The organism is Citrobacter sp. Cb028 (assembly GCF_030336705.1).
Taxonomy (GTDB): Bacteria; Pseudomonadota; Gammaproteobacteria; order Enterobacterales; family Enterobacteriaceae; genus Citrobacter; species Citrobacter braakii.
In genome coordinates, this window is record NZ_JAOWCZ010000036.1 from 162,681 (window position 1) to 178,648 (window position 15,968).

Genomic DNA, 15,968 nt, shown 5'->3' on the forward strand with positions numbered 1-15,968 from the left:
TTCCTTGCCTGTCCTAAAGATAGTCCAGCAGAGGAAAAGGAGGCGTTCTACATCCTTATCAAAGCGACAGAATCACGTCTTCAAGGGTATCCAGAGGCACTGGACGAGAGAGAAAATAGCCTTGCGCAGCGAAAGCCGGCGAGTTTTGCACATCACGCCACTCTTCCAGCGTTTCAACGCCTTCGACAATCACACCGCGGCAATAGCGGTTCATTAGCTGTAACAGCAGCGTAAAGAGATTGCGGCCCTCCGGCGTCTGGCGCAGCATGACAAACAGATCCCGCGCCACTTTGATATAGTCGTAACTCACTTCGCTCAGAGCCGAGAAGTTTGCCATTCCGGTACCAAAATCATCCAGCCAGAGCGGGCCAAACTCGCACATTGAGGCGAACGACGATCCCTTCGGCAAGCGAATATGCTCCACCAGTTCAAAGCGCAGCCACGGCAGACATTCGATGATTTTCAGGATTTCGGGATCCTGGCGCATTGCAATCAGCGTTGGCCCGTCGACATTCACGGATGCCAGCAGATCGTGGGCTTTGAAAAACGCCCCTTTTTGTTCAAGCTGTACAAGCTGCTCTTTCACCACATCTACACGATGTCGTACGGCCACTTCGGCGAAATAGCGGTCTGGTGCGATACGTTGGGAGGGGTTTTCAGGATGGCTCACGACGGTCAGCAGCTCAACGGCCATCAGCCGTCCGTTGGTCTGATAAATCGGCTGGTAGGTGTAAGCACGCTCGCACTGCAGCCAATAGCGTCTCTCCTGCAAGTTTTCAATACTCGCATCGAGCGTAATTAGCTGCTGGGTAACCTGCTTTATCATCTGAGATGTCCTGTAAATAAGAGTGTGACTGACCGGACTCGTCAAAGGTTATCGGCGCTCAGGCGAAGAACTTTACGTTCAGCCCTACGCAAAATAGAAACTAAGCGGCAAAAAACGACGCAGAACACGTGCTGGCTCAAAAAAATAATGGAACGATGTTTTAATATAGTTGACCACTTAACACCCACAGCGCACACTAACGCTAATTTTTTTCAGAGCAGGTTACGACTATGTCCAGAAAGATTGCCGTGATTGGCGAATGCATGATTGAACTGTCACAGAAAGGCGCTGACGTTCAGCGCGGATTCGGTGGCGACACGTTGAATACATCCGTTTATATCGCCCGTCAGGTCGATGCTGCGGCACTTTCCGTACACTATGTGACTGCGCTGGGTACCGACAGTTTTAGCCAACAAATGCTGGAATCCTGGCAGAGCGAAAATGTGGATACCTCATTAACCCAACGCATGGAAAACCGTCTGCCGGGCCTTTATTACATTGAAACCGATAGCACCGGCGAGCGCACCTTCTATTACTGGCGTAATGAAGCCGCTGCTAAATTCTGGCTTGAGAGCGAACAGTCCGCCGCTATTTGCGAAGAACTGGCGACATTTAACTATCTGTATCTGAGCGGAATCAGCCTGGCTATTTTAAGCCCGGCAAGTCGTGACAAGCTGCTGTCGCTGCTGCAAGAATGCCGCGCCAACGGTGGAAAGGTCATTTTTGACAATAACTACCGCCCACGTCTGTGGAGCAGTAAAGAAGAGACCCAGCAGGTGTATCAGCAAATGCTGGAATGCACCGATATCGCGTTTCTGACGCTGGATGATGAAGACGCGCTGTGGGGTGAAAAACCGGTTGCCGAGGTGATTGCCCGTACTCACGCGGCTGGCGTACAGGAAGTGGTTGTGAAACGCGGTGCAGACTCTTGCCTGGTTTCCATCGCAGGCGAAGAACTCATCGACGTTCCGGCCGTAAAACTACCGAAAGAGAAGGTTATCGATACGACCGCTGCGGGAGACTCCTTCAGCGCCGGGTATCTGGCGGTACGTCTGACCGGTGGCGATGCCGCTGATGCCGCAAAACGTGGGCACCTGACGGCAAGCACCGTTATTCAGCATCGCGGGGCGATTATTCCTCGCGACGCCATGCCGCAATAATCTGGCGTTCTGGCAGGCCGGATTAGACGTTAACGTCGCGTCCGGCCTGCAGGTCACGATTCCCTTATTGCACCGGCGGGATGTCCGTCACTTCAGAATGTGATTCATCCGTTTCTACCGACGTTGCCGCGGCGGTAACCGGCGCCATAATGCTATCCCACGTCGCCTGCAGATCCTTCATATTGAATTCAGGCTCACCCTTCGGCTGCAACAGAATTAACGCCATATCTTGCGACAGTTGCTGACGCAGGTCCTGATTCAGCATCTCAACACTCAGGTTGTTCAGGAAGCTCTGACGTAAACGCTGATACTGTTCAGGCGCAATATCTACGACCTGGTTTTGCAGCGAGCGCAAACGCTGGCTGATCAAAATATCGGTATCGGTGCGACCATAGGTGGCAAACAGCTTCTGCAGTTCCAGATTCTTTTGCGCCACCAGCGCATTAAACTCTTCTTCCGGCAGCCCCTTATCGCGCACTTTGGCCAGCTCACGCGCAACCGTGCTGAGGTTCGCGTTCAGCTTACCGTTCGGTGATTCAACGTTAATGGCACATTGCGCGCGCAGGAACAGCACCCGACAGTCAAAGCCAAGGCCAATGTCTTTGGCATTGTTTTTGGTGAGCTCCTGCTGAATGTGCCAGAACAACGCTTCACGGGCTAAATCAGCGCGCCAGTAACGTAACAGCGCGGCAGATTCACGGATCGGCTGCCACGGCGTATCCCACATAATAGACAGGCGATCCTGACGTACCGCATCGGTCATTATGCTTACGGCCTCTGCACGCAGCGGAGAGAGCGTGGGTACCGGCGCAGGCGTTTCACGTTTACCTTTTAATTCGCCAAAGGTTTTATTGATTTGATCAGCCACGCTGCGCGCATCTACGTTACCGACGATAATCAGCGTCATCGCATCCGGGGTATACCATTTCTGGTAGAAGGACTGGATTTTCGTCGCATCAACAGGCGTTTTCAGCGGATCGGCAGGATCGTGACCCAGCAGCGTCGATCCCTTCAGACGATAGCGCCACCATCCCTCTTTGGTATCTGACGGCCAGGTTGCAACCATATCTTCGCTACTCAGCGCATGATTGACCGACTCAGGGGTGATGCTCAGATTACCGGAAATATTCGCCAGATAAGAAAGTGACTCTTTCAGCAGATCGTTGCGGCTGTTAGGCAGACTGAGGTTATACAGCGTGGAATCATAGGAAACGATAACGGGCGGCATGGGACGACTGGGATCGAACCCCTGCTGCCACAGAGAACGGGCTTGCGTAGCATCGAGGCCACCGCTTTGCGTCAGCGCGATACGCGGGATCGCATGGCTGAAACCACTCTGTTGTGTACTTTCGGTGAGTGAACCGGTATTGACCAGCAGGCGAACCTCAATACGGTCGCTGGGGCGCTGGGGAGTGGCTAAAACTTGCCACTGTAACCCATTTGCCAGCGTGCCCTGTTGCCACGCCGGGTCAGGCTGGAGCGCATCTGCCTGCACATAGCCGGCAGTGGCCATCATCAGCAAGCCGCCCGCTAAAAGTCGAATTTTTGTGCCCTGCATGTGAACCCCTGATCAACTATCCTGGAAATAAAAAGACAGCCCGCGAGAGGACTCTCTGAATATGACGTTAAAAACACTTCGTGTTAGACCGCAAGAACATAAAAATGTCACGGAGGAAGTGAAAAAATCCCGACGCCGCCGAATCGGCGGTTTCAGGCACAGGGGTTAATTATGCGCAAACGCCCGCAGTCCTGGAAGGGACTACGGGCATAAGTGGAGAGATTAAGAGGATATTTCGTGCGTTTTGCCATCCGGCGCACGATTATTCAGCACATCATCCAGCTTTTTATGGTCCAGTTCTTTCACCCATTTCGCTACTACAACAGTTGCCACACCGTTACCGACCAGGTTAGTCAGCGCACGGGCTTCAGACATAAAGCGGTCAATACCGAGAATCAGCGCCAGACCAGCAACCGGTAAATGGCCCACAGCGGAGATAGTCGCGGCCAGAACAATGAAGCCACTCCCGGTCACACCCGCAGCACCTTTTGAAGAGAGCAGGAGCACCACCAGCAGGGTTATCTGATGGAAGATATCCATATGGCTGTTGGTGGCCTGAGCGATAAACACCGCCGCCATCGTCAGATAGATTGATGTCCCATCAAGGTTAAACGAGTAGCCCGTGGGTATAACCAACCCGACAACCGACTTGCGACAGCCCAGTTTTTCCATCTTATCGAGCATACGCGGCAGCGCGGACTCGGAAGAAGAGGTGCCCAGAACGATCAGCAGTTCTTCACGGATATAGCGGATGAATTTGAAAATGCTGAAGCCGGTTGCGCGCGCAATCGAGCCCAACACCACAACCACAAACAGAATACAGGTAATGTAGAAACAGATGATCAACTGACCCAACTGCACCAGCGTCCCGACGCCATATTTACCGATGGTAAAGGCCATGGCACCGAAAGCACCGATCGGCGCAAGGCGCATGATCATGTTGATGATGCCAAAAATAACCTGCGAGAAGCTTTCAATCACGTTGAAAATCATCTGGCCTTTGCTACCCAAACGATGCAGCGCAAAACCAAACATAACCGCAAACAGCAATACCTGCAGGATGTTGCCACTGGCGAACGCGCCAATGACGCTACCCGGGATAATATCCATCAGGAAGCCTACGATCCCCTGGTCTTTTGCCTGTTCGGCGTAAATCGCAACCGCTTTGGCATCCAGCGTCGCCGGATCGACGTTCATACCGGCACCGGGTTGCACCACGTTGACGATGATAAGGCCGATGATCAGCGCAATCGTACTGACAATTTCAAAATAAAGCAGTGCAACCGCACCGGTGCGGCCTACGGCTTTCATACTTTCCATGCCTGCAATGCCGGTTACGACAGTACAGAAGATGACAGGTGCGATGACCATTTTGATGAGCTTCACGAAAGCATCACCAAGTGGCTTCATTTGGGCGCCTAATTCAGGGTAGTAATGGCCAAGGAGGATACCTATGGCAATTGCTGTCAGGACCTGAAAGTAAAGGCTTTTGAATATAGAGGTTTTCATAGGGTGTCCTTAAAGTAAAAACCACAGGTCTTGTAAGGTTTTGTTTAACCTGCGGCCTTAAAGTAACACCCACACAACATGACAGAAATGCGCCTGGATCATAATTGATACAGAAATGTTAAAAATTTTGAGCTGGCTCGCACAAGCGAGACCTTTTTTAACTTTTGTAATCAGCGTTTTTCGGCGTCAGATAACGTTCTTCGAAGATATTCGCCGGAACCGGCCGGGCAAACAGGAACCCTTGTGCCACTTCTACCCCCGCTTGTGATAACCATTCGCGTTGCGCTTCGGTTTCGACGCCCTCAGCGATCATCTGCAAATTGAGGCTATGTGCTAACTGGATGATGGCGGAGATCATGCTGCAATCTTCAGGGACGCCATCGACAAACATCTTATCGATTTTGAGTACATCCACCGGGAGCGACTTCATGTGCTGCAGCTGCCGCAGGCCCGCATACCCCATACCAAAATCGTCCAGCGCGATACGCACGCCCGCGTTGCGCAGCGGGCGTAAAATAGCCACAGCGGCATTAGGATCATCAATGTGCCGGCTTTCGGTCACTTCCAGAATCAACGTCCCAGGCTTGATGCGATAGCGGTTTAGCAACTCCAGCAGATCCGACACCATACTCGGGTGCATCAGCTGCAGCGCAGACAGGTTCACCGAGAGCGGCAGCATCAGGCCGCGTTCCTGCCAGGCTGACAGCTGGCGGCATGTCTCCTCCAGCACCCAGTAACCGACCGTCACCATCAGGCCACAGGACTCAATCCTGTCGATTAACCCTTCTGGCAACTCCCAGCTTCCGTCTGGCTGCTGCATTCGCAATAATGCTTCTGCGCTCAATACTTTACCGCTGGACATCTCCACCTGCGGCTGCATCCAGAGCGCAAACTGATGGTTATCCAGCGCGGTAAGAATATCGTTCTCTTCCGTCAAACGCTGTTGCGCCTCTTCCATCTGCAACGGGTCAAAGAACTGAATCCGGTTTTTACCCTTGTGACGCGACGTTAACACGGCTGAGAGTGCGCGGTGGTAAAGCTGTTCTGCGGTCAAATCGCCATTAAACATCGCCACCCCAATGTTGCATGTTGGACGGAGTTGAATGCCCTGAATCGGTAATCGCTCGTTAACGATAGTGAGCACTTGCTGACCTAGCGTAATAGCGTGCCAGGGTTCTTTCACACCATGTGCGATGATGGCAAAGTCATAGCCGCTCACCTGGGTAAGCACCATTCTGGGGGCCAATACTGACTTCAGCTTTTCAACCAGCGTAAGCAGCAGGATTTCCCGCTGGGTCTCGGATAACACACCCGCGGTATCACGCAGGGTTTCGCAGGTGACAATCATCAACGCCGTTGTCTGCTGGCGGTTCACAACCTGCTCCAGCAGCGCCATCAGAAACGACTTGTTGGGCAGCTCAGAAACCGGGAACCGCATTGAATGGTCGCTTTGCTCTTCACTGCGGCGCTGAATCAGTTGCTGATTGAGGTTGTAGCTACGCACCAGCAGGCCAATCTCGTCGTCCTGATGCAGACGCGGCAATGCCAGCTGATAGCCAATCAGATCCTGCTGGGGAATGTCGTTCAGCTCACGCGCTATTTTACGTAATGGATGCAAAATCAATCTGTTAATACACCATGAGATGGCTACCGTGAGTATTAACGAGAGAAGTAAGTAAATGGTCACTAACGTGGAGAGCGTACTCATCACGAACTTGTACATACGGTACGAATCTGCCTGCAGCACCAGATACGCCAGCGGTTGCGGATTCGCTGAACGCTCAAGAGAATAGACCGGCAGCGAAATTTGTACCGGAAGTTCAAACAGGCGAGTCACAGTAACCGGAACCGGGCGTTCAGGAATAAAGCTCATCCGCAGTGCCTGAAACTGATTGGGAAGCACCACATCGGCGCGGCTGACCACGCCTGCTGGTCGAATACTTCTTAAAATAGCTTCTGCTTCGGGAATATCCCCTTTCAGGATCGTGCCCGACAGAGGCTCACGGACGGAGCGAGCGATACTTTCCAGTTGCGTAGCCGTGTTGTAGCGATTCTGCTGGACCAGATGGAACAACAAAACGGTACAAAAAATAAATACAAACACCATGACAACAGCCGCAACCATTGCCATCTGCTTAATTGTTAACGAGCGACTGACACGCAAACTGACTCTCCACGGATAGACGAAACTGCCGTCAGAGTATACCCGATCGTAGCGGTATTAAGAGAGGCGGTATCTGAAAACTTCCCAGCATGCATTATCCCGACAGGATAGGCACCTGGCGACGAGATTTATCTGCATTTAAGCCGAAAAAGGCCGCAAGGTTCCCCCCTGCGGCCTGGTTCGGGCGCATGTTGCCATCACGGCAGACAGACGCCCGCAAGATGCATTACTTCCTGTTACGCAGCCAGCTCACAATCAGGCTGGCAATAATGCCAGCGATGATCGGAGCCGCTAAATCGTGCCAGAAGGCCACGCCTAACTGTGCGAGCGTCATATAGCCGCCTGTGTTGCAATGGCAACTGTTCGCGGCTATTCTTAACTTGTCTGGAGTCAAGTTAGCCCCCGTCTTGTTGCCAGGTTTATACCTAACAACGTGCGGGGGTTTTCTCTTTCCAGCAACCGATGCCGCCGGGGATCAAGCCCCCGCAACATTGCGCCTCACCGGGAATTCCCGGCTTGCCGCTGATTCTACGGTAGCCTACTTGCCATATCACTGCGCAATATACGGCTCTGCGTAGCGCCTCGCATTTCACCTGTTTTCTCACCATTACGCTGGAAAGATTCTTGCCAGTTGGCAACATTCCTGCCGCTCCTCAATACAGAAAAAGACATATCTCATTGATATCTATACTTTCATTTTCTGGCACAGCGATTGCTATTTGACTGTGAGCTGTTCTGTTCCGAATCAAAGGAGATATCATGTCTGACTGTCGTACTTACGGATTCAACACCCAGATCGTTCACGCGGGGCAACAACCCGACCCTTCTACTGGCGCGCTCAGTACGCCTATTTTCCAGACTTCAACGTTTGTTTTTGACAGCGCCGAACAAGGTGCCGCCCGCTTTGCGCTCGAGGAGTCCGGGTACATTTACACCCGTTTGGGTAACCCCACCACCGATGCGCTGGAGAAAAAGCTGGCGGTACTGGAAAGAGGTGAAGCCGGGCTGGCAACCGCATCCGGTATTTCTGCCATCACCACCACGCTGCTGACGTTGTGCCAGCAGGGCGACCATATCGTTTCCGCCAGCGCGATTTACGGCTGCACCCACGCGTTTTTGTCGCACAGCATGCCGAAGTTTGGGATTAACGTCAGCTTCGTCGATGCGGCAAAGCCTGAAGAAATCCGCGCCGCCATGCGCCCGGAAACCAAAGTAGTGTATATCGAAACGCCCGCTAACCCGACGCTGTCGCTGGTCGACATTGAAACGGTAGCCGGTATCGCCCATCAACAAGGCGCATTGCTGGTGGTGGATAACACCTTTATGTCACCGTACTGCCAGCAGCCTTTACAGTTAGGCGCGGATATTGTGGTACACAGCGTCACTAAATATATCAACGGTCACGGAGACGTGATTGGCGGGATCATTGTTGGTAAGCAGGAGTTTATTGACCAGGCGCGGTTTGTTGGTCTGAAAGATATCACCGGCGGCTGCATGAGTCCTTTCAATGCGTGGCTGACTCTACGCGGCGTTAAAACACTGGGTATACGTATGGAACGCCACTGTGAAAACGCATTGAAAATCGCCCGCTTCCTCGAGGGGCATCCATCCATTACCCGCGTTTATTATCCTGGCTTATCTTCACACCCGCAGTATGAGCTGGGCCAGCGACAGATGAGCCTGCCAGGAGGAATTATCAGCTTCGAAATCGCCGGCGGCCTCGAGGCTGGCAGACGGATGATCAATTCTGTAGAATTGTGCCTCCTCGCGGTCAGTCTCGGTGATACCGAAACCCTCATTCAGCACCCAGCGTCTATGACACATTCGCCCGTTGCGCCAGAGGAACGGCTTAAAGCAGGTATTACCGACGGGCTTATCCGTCTTTCTGTGGGTCTTGAAGATCCAGAAGATATTATTAACGACCTTGAACACGCCATCAGAAAGGCAACATTCTGACCATTATGACCTGAACCGACGCCGATCGGTTCAGGTTGTTGAGAATCAAGGCACAACAGTCTGGTAATACGCGCAATCCTGTTTCGGGGAGAGCGCGTATTTTGGGCAGGGGGTTCTATGCAGGACGACACATTACAACTAAGCAACAATACAGCAACCACCGTACCATTCTCAAAGAAAATACCGTTTACGAAATACGACTTTGGCTGGGTATTACTGTGTATCGGTATGGCAATTGGTGCCGGAACGGTACTGATGCCGGTACAAATAGGCTTAACAGGCATTTGGGTATTTATCGTCGCCTTTATTATTGCCTATCCAGCAACCTATATTGTGCAGGATATTTATTTAAAAACATTATCAGAAAGTGAAACTTGTAATGACTATACCGATATTATCAGTCATTACCTGGGAAAAAACTGGGGTGTATTTCTTGGCGTCATCTATTTTTTGATGATTATTCACGGCATATTTATCTATTCCTTATCCGTGGTTTTTGACAGTGCCTCATATATCAAAACCTTCGGCTTAACCGATGCCGATCTTTCACAATCGATAATCTATAAAGTGGCCATTTTTGCCGTGCTGGTGGCCATTGCTTCCGGGGGAGAAAAGCTGCTGTTTAAAATCTCCGGCCCGATGGTGGTAGTCAAAGTGGGGATCATCATCGTGTTTGGTTTTGCGATGGTTCCGCACTGGAACTTCTCTAATATCAGCGCATTCCCTGAAGCATCGGTCTTCTTTCGCGACGTGCTGCTGACCATCCCATTCTGCTTCTTCTCGGCGGTGTTTATTCAGGTATTGAACCCAATGAACATCGCCTACCGCAAGCGGGTAGCGGACCGGGTTCTGGCCACCCGCATGGCAATACGCACACATCGCATCAGTTACATTACGCTGATTGCGGTCATTCTGTTTTTCTCATTCTCTTTTACCTTTTCTATTAGTCATGAAGAGGCCGTTTCGGCCTTCGAACAAAATATTTCCGCACTGGCGCTGGCAGCGCAAGTCATTCCTGGGCAAATTATTCATATCACCTCAACGGTGCTAAATATCTTCGCCGTATTAACCGCATTCTTTGGTATTTATCTGGGGTTCCACGAGGCGATTAAGGGTATTATTCTTAATGTTCTGAGCCGCGTTATTGATGTGGAGAAAATTAATCCCCTGGTGCTTACGCTGGGTATTTGCACCTTTATTGTTATCACCCTGGTAATCTGGGTGTCATTTCGTGTATCGGTACTGGTGTTCTTCCAGTTGGGTAGCCCACTTTACGGGATTGTGTCGTGTATTATTCCGTTTTTCCTGATTTATAAAGTAACGCAACTGGAAAAACTACGCGGGCTGAAAACCTGGCTAATCCTGTTGTACGGGATCCTGCTGTGCCTGTCGCCATTATTGAAGCTGATTGAATAATCCGTTTACAGCGCCGTCAGTCACTGACGGCGCTTAACTCACACTCTCCAGTTGATAGCTGCGAATTTTATTCAGTACCGTGGTATGTGACACCCCCAGCGCTTTAGCGATATGCCGCGACGACACATTCTCTTCCACCATCTGTTCAATAAGCTGGCGTTCAGCACACAAAACCTGTTCTTTAAAAGGACGCTCTGTCGGCGTCAGCTCAACGGCAGGCAAATTCACCATCCCTAATTCTTCCCGCGTAATGACATCGGATTCCGCCATCAGCATCAGGCGAATGATGGTATTTTCCAGTTCGCGAACGTTTCCCGGCCAGGTGTGATGATGCAGGGTATCAAAGCAGGCTTTATCCAGAATGATCCGTCGTTGGAATTCCTTCGCGTATTTCTGCACAAAGTGGCGAATCAATAGGCTGATATCCTGCGGGCGCTCCCGCAGGGGCGGAATGGTCAGTGAAAGTACATTGATGCGGTAATAGAGATCGGCGCGCAGCAGACGTTGTTCCACCATCTCTTCCAGATTGGCGTTGGTTGCCACAATAATGCGCACATTGACCGGAATAATTTGCGCCCCGCCAACGCGACGGATCCCGCCATCCTGAAGTACGCGCAGTAATTTAGCCTGTAAGCTCAGCGACATTTCACCAAATTCATCGAGAAAAAGGGTGCCTTTATCGGCCATTTCAAACAGCCCTTTTTTGCCTTTACAATCTGCACCGCTAAAAGCTCCTTTCTCATAGCCAAAGAATTCACTCTCCATCAACGACTCAGGTAGCGCAGAGCAGTTGACAGGAATAAACGGATAAAAACGTCGCTGCCCGGAATTATGGATAGCCCGGGCAAGCAGTTCTTTGCCAGTACCCGTATCGCCGCGGATCAAAACGGTATATTTGCTGTCGGCAATTTTTATCGCCTTTTCGATAAGCGAGTGCATGCTCTGGCTGCTACAAATAATGTCAGAGAAATAGCGCGGGCGTTCCGGCTCAGGCGTTGACAGTTCGCTTATCTCTTCACACAGGTAAGCGACGTTAATAATATCGGCGCGCCGGCCTAAACAGGATTGCACGCAGGAAATATCCTGTAACTGACGGCACCAGGATTTAATCAGGATCCGTCCAGGCGTGACTTTCATAGAGATGATATTGATATCGCAGCAGGAAAATTCCTTCAGGACATCCTCAACCATCGACAGACGATCAATTGTTTTAATATCCCAGCGTATCGTGACCACATTTGCTCCTGACAGTTAGCAACTGCGAAATAGATATTTCTGTGACGAGAGGAAATCTGACTACATTTTAGACGCTGTGGAATAATGTTCTGCCAGAGGACTCACATTGTGGACGTAAAAACAAAATATAAAAAAAACCGGAGCACAAGGCTCCGGTTATCAGGTCATAACCCACGTTTATTGCTGTGGATTTTCATCCTGGTCTACAGCGAAACAGGCCACGAGTTGTCCACCGTAATCCTTCAGCTGCGGCTGAAGCTGGGTACACGGACCAAAACGCCGACGGCAGCGGGCATTGAACGCACAGCCCGGCGGTGGATTCAGCGGGCTTGGCAGCTCACCGGTCAGCTTGATACGCTCGCGGCGATCGTCCGGGTTCAGGCGTGGCGTCGCGGAGAGCAGCGCCTGCGTATACGGATGACGCGGATTATTGAAGATCTGATCCTTCGTTCCTTTTTCCACGCAGCGGCCTAAATACATCACCATCACCTCATCGGCAATGTGCTCTACCACCGACAGGTCATGCGAGATAAAGACGTATGACAGCCCCAGTTCCTGCTGCAAGTCCATCATCAGGTTCAGCACCTGCGCACGAACAGAAACGTCCAACGCCGAGACCGGTTCGTCGGCAATCACCACGTCTGGATCAAGCATCAGCCCGCGAGCGATGGCAATACGCTGACGCTGACCGCCGGAGAACATATGCGGATAGCGGTCGTAGTGCTCGGTTTTCAGCCCCACTTTCGCCATCATCGCCAGCGCTTTTTCACGACGCTCCTCTTTGCTTAGCGTGGAGTTGATCAGCAGCGGTTCTTCCAGAATCTGCCCTACTTTCTTGCGCGGGTTCAGGGAACCGTAAGGATTCTGGAACACAATCTGGATTTTCTGCCGGCGCAGCTTCTGCGCCTGCGGGTCATGCTTAAGCAGATCCTGCCCCTGGTAATACAGCTCGCCGCCGGTCGGGACTTCAATCATCGTCAGCAGGCGACCAAGGGTGGATTTCCCACAGCCCGACTCGCCTACCACCGCCAGGGTTTTGCCGCGTTCCAGGGTAAAGGAGACGCCGTCCAGCGCTTTCACCAGGCGTTCCGGGGCGAACATCCCCTTCTTCACCGGGTAGTGTTTTTTCAGGTCAATTGCCTGCAACAGCGGCTGTGGCAAAGCGGCCTTTTGCGTACTCATAGCCCAGGCCTCCCGGCATCATCAAGTGGGTAGTGGCATTTCGACTGACGACCGCCTTCCAGCAGGTTCAGTTCAGGTTCTTCAGCGCGGCATTTGTCAGTCGCATAGGGGCAGCGCGGGTTCAGTAAACAACCGGTCGGGCGGTCATATTTACCAGGCACCACGCCCGGCAACGAAGCCAAACGCGCTTTATCCTGAGCGAACTCCGGCAACGCGCGCAGCAACGCCTGGGTATACGGATGACGCGGCGCGCGGAAAATATCCTGCGCGGCCCCGGTTTCCACTACCTGCCCGGCGTACATCACAATGATCTTGTGCGCCGCTTCGGCCACCAGCGCCAGGTCGTGCGTGATTAAGACCAGCGCCATGTTCTCTTTTTGCTGCAATTCCAGCAGTAGCTCGATGATCTGCGCCTGAATGGTCACATCCAGCGCCGTTGTCGGTTCGTCGGCAATCAACAGCTTTGGACGACAGGCAATCGCCATCGCGATCATCACGCGCTGGCTCATCCCACCAGACAACTGGTGCGGATAGACATCCAGACGCGAGGCCGGATCGGGGATCCCCACTAGCGTCAGCAGGTCAATCGCCCGCTGAATACGCGTTTTTTTGTTGCCGCCCTGGTGCACCTTAATGGCTTCCATAATCTGGTAGCCGACGGTGTAGCACGGGTTAAGGCTGGTCATCGGGTCCTGGAAGATCATCGCCACTTCCGCGCCCACTAACTGGCGACGCTCTTTCTCAGAGATGCGCTTCAGGTCACGACCATTAAACTCCAGATTTTCGGCCATAACGCGGCCTGGGTAGTCAATCAGTCCCATGATCGCCAGCGAGCTGACGGACTTACCAGAACCGGATTCCCCTACAATGCCAACCACTTCACCCTGGTTCACGCTGTAACTAATGCGGTCTACGGCACGGAATTCGGACCCCACATCGCCGAAGTGCACCGATAATTTATCTACATTTAATAACGCCATCTCGAACCTCTTACTGCTTCAGTTTGGGATCGAGCGCGTCACGCAGACCGTCACCCATCAGGTTAAATGCCAGCACCGTCAGCAGGATTGCCAGCCCCGGGAAGGTCACGACCCACCAGGCGCTTTGGGCAAATTGCAACACGTCAGAGAGCATGGTGCCCCATTCCGGCGTAGGCGGCTGTGCGCCCATCCCCAGGAAGCCGAGGGCAGCCATATCGAGAATGGCGTTAGAGAAGCCAAGCGACGCCTGAACAATCAGCGGCGCAAGACAGTTAGGAAGAATATTGACGAACATCTGGCGCATCGCACCGGCTCCGGCCACGCGGGATGCGGTAACGTAGTCGCGGTTAACCTCCACCAGGACGGCGGCGCGCGTCAGACGCACATAGTGCGGCAATGCCACGAACGTCAGCGCCAGCGCGGCATTGCCAATCGAGGGCCCAAATACCGCCACCAGCACCAGCGCCAGTAACAGGCTCGGCAGTGCCAGCATGATATCGACCACACGCATGATGACGTTATCGACAATCCCGCCAAAGTAACCGGCAATCAGCCCGAGAATCACGCCCATCAGCAGGGAGAGCACCACCACCAGACAGCCGACCAACAGAGACAAACGCGCACCGTACATCAGGCGGGACAGCACATCGCGGCCCACATCATCAGTACCAAACAGATGCGCCATGGTACCGCCTTCCTGCCACGCAGGAGGAGCCAGCAGCGTATCGCGGAACTGCTCTGCCGGGTTGTACGGCGCGAGGACGTTGGCAAAGACCGCAATCAGGATCATCACGACAACGTACACCAGCCCAACAACCGCACCTTTGTTGCGTTTAAAATAGTGCCAGAACTCCTGCAGCGGGGTCATGGGCACCGGTGCAGCAATAACTTTATTTTCAGTAACCTGTGACATGATGGCCCCTTACTTCCTATGCCGAATACGCGGGTTCACCACGCCGTACAGCAGGTCTACCAGCAGGTTGACGAGGATAATCATCGTCGCGACCAGCAGTACCCCGCCCTGTACCACTGGATAATCACGGCGTTGTAGCGCATCGATCAACCAGCGTCCCAGTCCCGGCCACGAGAAAATAGTCTCGGTCAGGATCGCCCCAGCCAATAACGTACCGACCTGCAGGCCGATAACGGTCACAACGGGCAGCATCGCGTTACGCAGAGCGTGAATGATGATGACGCGCATACGGGTCAGGCCTTTGGCGCGTGCGGTACGAATGTAATCTTCACCCAGTACTTCCAGCATCGATGAACGAGTCATACGCACAATTACCGCCAGAGGAATGGTACCAAGCACCATTGCCGGCAGGATCATATGCGCCAGCGCATCGATAAAGTTGCCCTCTTCACCCCAAATGGCGGTGTCAATCAGCATAAAACCGGTCAGGGGATTGGAATCATCAAGGAACACCATGTCGCTCACCCGACCGGAAACCGGCGTCAGGTTCCACTGCACGGAAACCAGCATGATCAGCATCATGCCCCACCAGAAAATCGGCATGGAATAACCCGTCAGCGCCAGGCCAACGGCAGTGTGATCGAAAATGGAGCCGCGCTTAACGGCAGCAAGTACACCCACCGGAATACCCACCGCAACGGCGAAAATCATCGCGCAGACGCCAAGTTCCAGCGTTGCTTTAAAGCGAGGAACGAACTCTTCCCACACCGGTAATCGGCTTTTCAGCGAGATACCTAAATCACCATGCATAACCCCCCAGATGTAATGGAGGTACTGCTGCCACATCGGTTTATCCAGACCGAGTTCAGCCAACAGTTGAGCATGACGCTCAGGGGAAATTCCACGCTCACCCGCCATGATCATTACCGGATCGCCGGGGATCATATGAACGAAAGCAAAGGTGAGAAGAGTGATACCGATAAACGTGGGGATGACGAGTCCCAAACGTCGGAGAATGAACTGCAACATAACCCGGATTCTCTCTAATGACGCACGGCCTGGAACCGT

At 52.7% G+C, this 15,968-nt stretch carries 13 protein-coding genes; 3 read left to right on the forward strand and 10 right to left on the reverse strand.

Annotation, left to right across the window (positions count from 1 at the left end; genetic code table 11):
* Window positions 1-58: 58 nt before the first annotated feature.
* Window positions 59-826: a cyclic-guanylate-specific phosphodiesterase gene (gene pdeH, locus OGV75_RS22835; protein WP_016157708.1), complete on the reverse strand. Its 768-nt coding sequence runs from the start codon at window positions 824-826 to the stop codon at window positions 59-61.
* Between the two features lie 230 nt (window positions 827-1,056).
* Here pdeH and kdgK point away from each other — a divergent pair, with 230 nt between their 5' ends.
* Window positions 1,057-1,986, forward strand: a complete 930-nt coding sequence (gene kdgK / locus OGV75_RS22840; protein ID WP_286481299.1) for a 2-dehydro-3-deoxygluconokinase — start codon at window positions 1,057-1,059, stop codon at window positions 1,984-1,986.
* Window positions 1,987-2,050: 64 nt separating this feature from the next.
* Here kdgK and OGV75_RS22845 read toward each other — a convergent pair whose 3' ends face one another.
* From OGV75_RS22845 to OGV75_RS22860, 4 genes are all read right to left on the reverse strand, one after another.
* Window positions 2,051-3,544, reverse strand: a complete 1,494-nt coding sequence (locus tag OGV75_RS22845) for a M16 family metallopeptidase (RefSeq protein WP_047358202.1) — start codon at window positions 3,542-3,544, stop codon at window positions 2,051-2,053.
* 222 nt (window positions 3,545-3,766) lie between these two features.
* Window positions 3,767-5,053 (reverse strand): C4-dicarboxylate transporter DctC, encoded by a 1,287-nt coding sequence (dctA, locus tag OGV75_RS22850; protein ID WP_003023301.1) that lies wholly within the window; start codon window positions 5,051-5,053, stop codon window positions 3,767-3,769.
* 157 nt (window positions 5,054-5,210) lie between these two features.
* Complete coding sequence (gene hmsP, locus OGV75_RS22855) at window positions 5,211-7,217, reverse strand: biofilm formation regulator HmsP (protein WP_032931922.1); 2,007 nt, start codon at window positions 7,215-7,217, stop codon at window positions 5,211-5,213.
* 226 nt (window positions 7,218-7,443) lie between these two features.
* Window positions 7,444-7,551 carry a type I toxin-antitoxin system toxin Ldr family protein gene (locus OGV75_RS22860; RefSeq protein WP_016154898.1) on the reverse strand — a complete coding sequence of 36 codons (108 nt, stop codon included), beginning with the start codon at window positions 7,549-7,551 and terminating at the stop codon, window positions 7,444-7,446.
* A 425-nt stretch (window positions 7,552-7,976) separates the two neighbouring features.
* Between OGV75_RS22860 and megL the strand changes: the two genes are divergently transcribed.
* Both megL and OGV75_RS22870 read left to right on the forward strand, forming a co-directional pair.
* Complete coding sequence (megL, locus tag OGV75_RS22865; RefSeq protein WP_003023295.1) at window positions 7,977-9,173, forward strand: methionine gamma-lyase; 1,197 nt, start codon at window positions 7,977-7,979, stop codon at window positions 9,171-9,173.
* A gap of 117 nt (window positions 9,174-9,290) precedes the next feature.
* Complete coding sequence (locus OGV75_RS22870) at window positions 9,291-10,589, forward strand: SLC5/6 family protein (protein ID WP_019078087.1); 1,299 nt, start codon at window positions 9,291-9,293, stop codon at window positions 10,587-10,589.
* 33 nt (window positions 10,590-10,622) lie between these two features.
* On the opposite strand, the gene OGV75_RS22875 is transcribed toward OGV75_RS22870, so the two are convergent.
* The 5 genes from OGV75_RS22875 to dppB form a co-directional block, all read right to left on the reverse strand.
* Window positions 10,623-11,825, reverse strand: a complete 1,203-nt coding sequence (locus OGV75_RS22875; protein WP_016157713.1) for a sigma-54 interaction domain-containing protein — start codon at window positions 11,823-11,825, stop codon at window positions 10,623-10,625.
* 177 nt (window positions 11,826-12,002) lie between these two features.
* On the reverse strand, window positions 12,003-13,007 hold the full coding sequence (gene dppF / locus OGV75_RS22880) for a dipeptide ABC transporter ATP-binding subunit DppF (protein ID WP_003827418.1): 1,005 nt from the start codon (window positions 13,005-13,007) through the stop codon (window positions 12,003-12,005).
* A complete protein-coding gene (gene dppD / locus OGV75_RS22885; protein ID WP_019078085.1) occupies window positions 13,004-13,987 on the reverse strand; it encodes a dipeptide ABC transporter ATP-binding protein in 984 nt (327 codons plus the stop codon). The genes dppF and dppD overlap by 4 nt, the downstream gene beginning before the upstream one ends.
* A gap of 10 nt (window positions 13,988-13,997) precedes the next feature.
* Window positions 13,998-14,900 carry a dipeptide ABC transporter permease DppC gene (gene dppC, locus OGV75_RS22890; RefSeq protein ID WP_016154902.1) on the reverse strand — a complete coding sequence of 301 codons (903 nt, stop codon included), beginning with the start codon at window positions 14,898-14,900 and terminating at the stop codon, window positions 13,998-14,000.
* Window positions 14,901-14,909: 9 nt separating this feature from the next.
* Window positions 14,910-15,929, reverse strand: coding sequence for a dipeptide ABC transporter permease DppB (gene dppB / locus OGV75_RS22895; protein WP_016154903.1), 1,020 nt, complete (start codon window positions 15,927-15,929; stop codon window positions 14,910-14,912).
* Between the last annotated feature and the right edge of the window lie 39 nt (window positions 15,930-15,968).